6 protein-coding genes are annotated in these 6,864 nt (G+C 47.8%); all 6 read left to right on the top strand.

Annotated elements, in window-relative coordinates; all coding sequences use genetic code 11:
* The first annotated feature begins 680 nt into the window (after positions 1–680).
* The gene (rpmH, locus tag NSQ19_RS15655; RefSeq protein WP_003397591.1) at positions 681–815 is read left to right on the top strand and encodes a 50S ribosomal protein L34; all 135 of its coding nucleotides are present in this window, start codon (positions 681–683) and stop codon (positions 813–815) included.
* A gap of 95 nt (positions 816–910) precedes the next feature.
* Positions 911–1,255 carry a ribonuclease P protein component gene (gene rnpA / locus NSQ19_RS15650; protein WP_013860903.1) on the top strand — a complete coding sequence of 115 codons (345 nt, stop codon included), beginning with the start codon at positions 911–913 and terminating at the stop codon, positions 1,253–1,255.
* 107 nt (positions 1,256–1,362) lie between these two features.
* Entirely contained in the window at positions 1,363–2,151 is a 789-nt protein-coding gene (gene yidC, locus NSQ19_RS15645) for a membrane protein insertase YidC (RefSeq protein WP_013860902.1), read from the top strand.
* Positions 2,148–2,771, top strand: coding sequence for an RNA-binding cell elongation regulator Jag/EloR (gene jag / locus NSQ19_RS15640; RefSeq protein WP_340703154.1), 624 nt, complete (start codon positions 2,148–2,150; stop codon positions 2,769–2,771). The genes yidC and jag overlap by 4 nt, the downstream gene beginning before the upstream one ends.
* Before the next feature lie 306 nt (positions 2,772–3,077).
* Positions 3,078–4,463 (top strand): tRNA uridine-5-carboxymethylaminomethyl(34) synthesis GTPase MnmE, encoded by a 1,386-nt coding sequence (mnmE, locus tag NSQ19_RS15635; RefSeq protein ID WP_340703153.1) that lies wholly within the window; start codon positions 3,078–3,080, stop codon positions 4,461–4,463.
* Positions 4,464–4,967: 504 nt separating this feature from the next.
* Positions 4,968–6,857 carry a tRNA uridine-5-carboxymethylaminomethyl(34) synthesis enzyme MnmG gene (mnmG, locus tag NSQ19_RS15630; protein ID WP_013860899.1) on the top strand — a complete coding sequence of 630 codons (1,890 nt, stop codon included), beginning with the start codon at positions 4,968–4,970 and terminating at the stop codon, positions 6,855–6,857.
* The last annotated feature ends 7 nt before the right edge of the window (positions 6,858–6,864 follow it).

The raw sequence follows: 6,864 nt of genomic DNA, 5'->3' as shown, positions 1-6,864 counted from the left end.
CGCCAATCCCTCCTTTTTATCAAACGAAAAATAACCATTCTCTCTGTCTGTGTAACATTGTTTCGGCGAAGGTTGCGGCCATTTATAAACATGCATATGTTTGTATGGTGGAAAAATATATAATAAGGAATAAATCTGGAATTTCGACATCATCCACCAATTGTGGACAACTTTATTCCAATGGTTTGGATAAACTGTCCACAAGTTATCCACAAACTGTGGATGAATTAGTTATACACAACCGGTTATTCAGGGTTAAAACACAATAATCATAACAGATAATCTTAGGTGTTGCAATGATCTTTGTAAATTATCCACAATTCACAAAAGGTGTGAAAAATCATTATCCACATGCTCTGAATTTGTGTGAAACTTGTCAATAATTGTTGTGGATACTTGAAAATCCGCCGAAAAATTATCCACATTCCGGCTGTGCGGAAAAATAGCGGATGATAACCGGGAGGGATCATCCCGCCCCGTTTTTCGCGGAAACAGGACGCCGTTTTGGACCAGAAGAGCACGGAAGCGGAGCTGGAAAAACGGCCCGTTATTTTAAGCGGGAAGACGAATGCCAGGTACGCGGAGTTTTGGAGAGCCTTGACAAGCAGGAAAGTTCGTCATTATAATAATATAGACTGTCGTTTATCATTCGAACGAATTCCCTCGAGGAGGTGTCATACATGAAAAGAACTTATCAGCCAAATAAAAGAAAAAGAAGCAAAGTCCACGGCTTCCGTGCGCGCATGAGCACAAAAAACGGCCGCAAAGTATTGGCAAGACGGCGCCGCAAAGGAAGAAAAGTATTATCCGCATAACCACTGAAAAGTCTCAGTGGTTTTTTTTAACTAAAAAGGCGGTTCCGGCCGCCGCTTTTGGCTGCATCACTGTTGGCAGGACAGAAGGAGTATATATGAGAAAATCTTATCGGGTAAAAAAAAATACAGAATTTCAGGAGGTTTTCAAGCACGGGAAGTCGTTCGCAAACCGCCAGTTTGTTGTATACGTGCTGAAAAAGAAAAACCGGAAACATTTCAGAATCGGGCTTTCCGTCAGCAAGAAGCTGGGGAATGCCGTCAAAAGAAATGAAATCAAAAGATATATCCGGCAAGTGTTTTTAGAGTTGAAAGAAGACATCCCGCCCGGATATGATTATATTATTATCGCCAGAAAACCGGCGGCCGAGATGAATTACCATGAAGTCAAAAAGAGCTTAATCCACGTTCTGAAAATAGCCAATGCCCTTAAAAAAAGTTAGAATAAAAGAAGAAATTTACCAGGGCGTGCGGCAGCATCCGGCTGCTTTGGAACATCTGAAAAAGTAAGCGTTTTTTGCTGAAATCTCATACAGGGGAGGACAAACGATTGGGAAAAAAGTTTGCGCTGGCTGGAATGGTACTTGCCCTTGCCGCCGTGATGGCTGGCTGTACGGAATTTAACCAGGATATCACACCGGAAAGCAAAGGAATCTGGAACCAGTATATTGTATATCCCTTATCCTGGCTGATTATAAAGGCAGCCCGGTTTCTGGGGGGCAGCTACGGGCTGTCCATTATTTTGATTACGATTATCATCCGCCTAGCCATTTTGCCGCTGAATATTACCCAGCTAAAAAGTGCGAAAGCCATGCAGGCACTCCAGCCTGAAATAAAAAAACTGCAGGAAAAATATGCGTCAAAAGATGCGGTAACACGGCAAAAACTCCAGCAGGAAATGATGAAACTGTATCAGGAGTACCATATTAATCCTGCTGCAGGATGCCTGCCGATTTTAATCCAAATGCCGATATTAATCGGATTTTATCATGCCATCAACCGGACGCCGGCCATCCGCGAGTCCTCTTTTCTTTGGTTTGACCTCGGGTCCGCGGATTATGTGCTTGCTGTGATTGCCGGCATCACCACCTTTCTCCAGCAAAAAGTGATGATGTCCGGGGGGAATTATGATGCAAATCCGCAAATGAAAATGCAAATGAACATGATGCTTTGGTTTATGCCCATCATGATTATTGTGATCGGCGTGGGGCTCCCGTCCGCGCTGCCGCTGTACTGGATTGTCGGGAACATCTTTATGATTGTCCAGTCGTATTTCATTAAAAGTCCTGCTGCAAGCATGCCTGTCCAAAACGCAAAAGCCAGGGGGACGAAAAAATGAAAGAAACGACCGCAACAGGGCAAAATGTAGAGGATGCTGTCAACCAGGCCCTTCAGGAGCTTGAAGCGGAAAAAGAAAATGTGGAGATTGAGATCCTTGATGAAGGCAAAAAGGGCATATTCGGCCTGTTCGGCGCGAAACCGGCTGTCGTCCGTGTCCGGCTGAAAGAGACGCCGGTTGAACAAGTGCTCTCTTATTTGCGCAATATTATCGAAAAAATGGGGGTTTCCCCCGGCCTCCAATTCGAAGAACATGACCGGACATTGCATATTAACGTGACGGGCGAAAACCTGTCGGTGCTGATCGGAAAAAGGGGACAAACTTTAAATGCGTTGCAGTTTCTTACGCAGCTGGCCGCAAACCGGTATTATCCGCATTATGAAAGAGTGATGCTTAATATTGGCAATTACCGGGAAAGGCGGGAAGAGGCGCTAAACCGGCTTGCGGAAAGGCTTGCTGCCCAGGTTTTGCGCACCGGACGGCCGGTAAAGCTGGAGCCGATGCCATCCTATGAAAGAAAAATCATCCACAGTGCGCTCGCCCATCATAAACAGGTCATCACCTATTCAGAAGGAAATGAACCAAAACGGTATGTTGTCATTGATTTGGCAAAGCATTAAACGCCCTCCATCCGGGAAACCGGGGGAGGCGTTTTTTTTAGCTGTACCCACCGGGCGTGCAGCCTTTTTTTTGCCGCATGAAAAAAAGCCGGCATATCCACAACCTGGGATAATCAGCTTTTTCTGCCGTTGTTATTCACATGTGGATAAGTTAAAATGGAGTTATCGGCTTTTTGTGGATTGTGAAAAAGAACATATCACTTGTATTCGCGAAAAAATTTGGTATTCTATTACGTTAGGTGAAAAAAAGAAAGCAGAGTGCCAATCTTTTATATAAATGACCAAAAAAGGAAGCGGGGTGAAAAAATGGAAATGGATACAATTGCGGCGATCTCGACGCCGATGGGAGAGGGAGCGATTTCGATTGTCCGGCTGAGCGGCGAAAATGCGATTTCGATTGCGAATCGATTATTTGCAGGTGTCGGCGGGAAAAAACTGGCGGATGTCCCTTCGCACACGATCCATTATGGGAAAATTGTCGACCCGGACACTGGAGAAACCGTTGAGGAAGCGATGGTAAGCGTGATGAAAGCGCCGAAAACGTTCACGCGCGAAGATGTCGTGGAAATCAACTGCCATGGCGGGCTCGTCGTTGTAAACAGGGTATTGCAGCTCGTTTTAAACAACGGTGCGCGCCTTGCTGAGCCGGGTGAGTTTACAAAACGGGCGTTTTTGAACGGACGTATCGATCTCTCACAAGCGGAAGCTGTCATGGATTTAATCCGCGCCAAAACGGATAAAGCGATGAACGTGGCGATCGGCCAGATGGAAGGCAGATTGTCGAAACTGGTCAAAAGGTTGCGCCAGGAAATATTGGAAGTCGTCGCGCATATCGAAGTCAATATTGATTATCCGGAATACGACGATGTTGAAGAGATGACGCACCGCATGCTGGAAGAGAAAGCACAGTACATCAAAAATGAAATCGAAAAACTGTTGCGGACAGCGCACCAGGGAAAAATTTTGCGGGAAGGGTTGTCAACGGCTATTATCGGCCGCCCGAATGTCGGAAAATCATCATTATTAAACAGCCTTGTCCAGGAAAATAAGGCCATTGTCACCGATATTCCCGGCACGACACGCGATGTGATCGAAGAATACGTCAATGTCCGCGGTGTGCCGCTGCGCCTGATTGACACCGCAGGCATCCGCGAAACAGAAGATATCGTAGAACGAATTGGTGTGGAACGTTCGCGGAAAGCGCTCAAGGAAGCGGATTTGATTTTGCTTGTTATCAACTCATCCGAGCCGCTCAGCCCGGAAGATAAGGCATTGTTTGAAGCTGTGGAAGGCATGGATGTGATTGTCATCTTAAATAAGTGGGACCTGCCGCATCAAGTGGAGATGGAAAGCGTCCGCCAACTTGCGCAAGGCGCGAAAATCCTCACCACGTCGCTTGTAACAGAGGAAGGCATGGAGAAATTGGAAGATGCGATTGCTGCGATGTATTTTGAAGGGCAGATGGAAACAGGCGACCTGACATATGTTTCAAACAGCCGCCATATTGCGCTTTTGAACCAGGCATTGGAAGCCATTCAAGATGTGCAAAACGGCATTCAATCTAATACCCCGATTGATATTATCCAAATCGACCTGACCCGGACATGGGACCTGCTCGGCGAAATCATCGGCGACACCGTCCAGGAAAGCTTGTTGAACCAACTCTTCTCCCAATTCTGTCTCGGGAAATAAGAAAAGCGGAGGCGACTGTACAGCGGCGTACGGATTTTGTAGTCTTCGACCGAGATAAAGGAAACACGATGAGCCGACAGGTGAATCGATGTTGACTTATCGAAAGGAGAAGACGTAAAAATCCGCTAGCCGCTAGGAGCCGGAGCTGGACAATAAGAAAAGCGGAGGGCGTTTGCTTATCGGCGTACGGATTTTATTAGGCCTCTGACTGAGATTGAGTGAAACTGCAATCATCAGGGCCACGGCCCTGATGATTGCAAGTTGAACCAATCGGACATTTACGGGCAGTTGACCCCCGCTTAGCCTATTGTGTCATATTTTTATCATACCTGTGGCGGGGGTCTTACTGCCCGTTAATGCGGGATAAAGGAAACACGGCGAGGAACGAGCCGATGCCCGCTTATCGTAGGGAAGAGGCCGGAAAATCCGCTAGCCGATAACGCCCGCAGCTAGACAAAGAAAAGCGGAGGACGTTTGATTTTATAAAATGAAGGAGTGATAAGCATGCGGCAATACGATGCAGGAGACTATGATGTCATTGTAGTCGGCGCCGGGCATGCCGGTTGTGAAGCAGGCCTGGCCGCCGCAAGAATCGGTGCCAAAACGTTAATGATCACGATTAATCTCGATATGATTGCCTACATGCCGTGCAACCCGTCGATCGGCGGTCCGGCAAAAGGGATCGTCGTCCGCGAAATCGATGCACTCGGCGGTGAAATGGGCAGGAATATCGATAAAACCTATATCCAAATGCGGATGCTGAATACCGGAAAGGGGCCGGCCGTGCAGGCGCTCAGGGCCCAAGCGGATAAAGTCGAATACCAACGTGAAATGAAAAAAACCATTGAAAACCAGGAAAATTTGACGCTTTTGCAAGGAATGGTCGAGGAACTCGTGCTTGATGACGGCATCTGCAAAGGAGTTGTTACAAAAACCGGCGCAAAATATACAGCCAAAACGGTTGTGCTGACGACCGGCACGTTCCTGCGCGGCGAAATTATTATCGGGGAATTGAAATATTCAAGCGGCCCGAATAACCAGCAGCCTTCCATTGCCCTCGCTGAAAAATTGGAAGAGCTCGGCTTTGACCTCGTCCGGTTTAAAACCGGGACGCCGCCGCGCGTAAACGGCAAAACGATTGACTACAGCAAAACGGAAATCCAGCCGGGCGATCTGGAACCGCGGGCATTCAGTTATGAAACGGCGAAGGTGATCACGGACCAGCTCCCTTGCTGGCTGACTTACACCAATGAACGCACCCATGCCATTATTGACGCCAATCTCGGCCGCGCGCCGATGTTTTCCGGCATGATCAAAGGCACCGGGCCGCGTTATTGCCCGTCGATTGAAGACAAAGTCGTCCGCTTCCATGACAAGCCCCGCCACCAGCTCTTCCTGGAACCGGAAGGCCGCCACACTGAAGAAGTATATGTACAAGGGCTCTCAACAAGCATGCCGGAAGAAGTGCAAAGGGAAATTTTAGCCTCAATTGAAGGGCTGGAGCATGCAAAAATGATGCGCCCCGGTTATGCAATTGAATATGATGCGATCACGCCGACCCAGCTGTGGCCGACACTCGAAACGAAAAAAGTGAAGAACCTTTATACAGCCGGCCAAATCAACGGGACGTCCGGTTACGAAGAAGCAGCCGGGCAGGGGATTATTGCCGGCATCAATGCAGCGCAGAGAGCACTGGGGAAAGAAGAACTTGTCCTCGGTCGTTCCGATGCTTATATCGGTGTTTTAATTGATGACCTGGTCACAAAAGGAACGCGCGAACCGTACCGCCTTTTGACCTCCCGTGCCGAATACCGCCTGCTGCTGCGCCATGACAATGCAGATCTCAGGCTGACTGAAATTGGCTATAAAATCGGCTTGATTTCCGAAGAACGTTACCGGAAATTTACGGCGAAAAAACAGGCGATTGAAGCGGAAATCAAGCGTTTGAAATCCGTCATTCTGAAACCGGATGAAAAAACGCAGACACTGATCCGGGAAGCGGGAGGAAGCGAACTGAAAGACGGCATCCACGCCGCTGATCTCCTGAAACGGCCGGAAATGCGGTATGAACATATCAAAGCGCTTGTGCCGCCTGAAACGGAACTTCCGCCTGAAGTGGAAGAACAGGTGGAAATCCAGATCAAATATGAAGGCTATATCGCAAAATCATTGCAGCAAGTGGAACGGATGAAAAAGCTGGAAGACAAAAAAATCCCGTCTGATATTGATTATGATGCGATCCACGGGCTGGCAACAGAAGCGCGCCAAAAATTAAACAAAGTGCGCCCGATCTCGATTGCCCAGGCATCGCGCATTTCCGGCGTAAATCCGGCTGATATTTCAATTTTGCTTGTCTACATTGAACAGGGGAAAATTGCAAAAATCCCTGGATAAGGCATGA

It is taken from the genome of Weizmannia sp. FSL W8-1119 (assembly GCF_038008605.1).
GTDB classification, from domain to species: domain Bacteria; phylum Bacillota; class Bacilli; order Bacillales; family Bacillaceae_C; genus Weizmannia; species Weizmannia coagulans.
The sequence above is the reverse complement of the archived record's forward strand: the minus strand, read 5'-3'. Positions and strand labels throughout refer to the sequence as shown.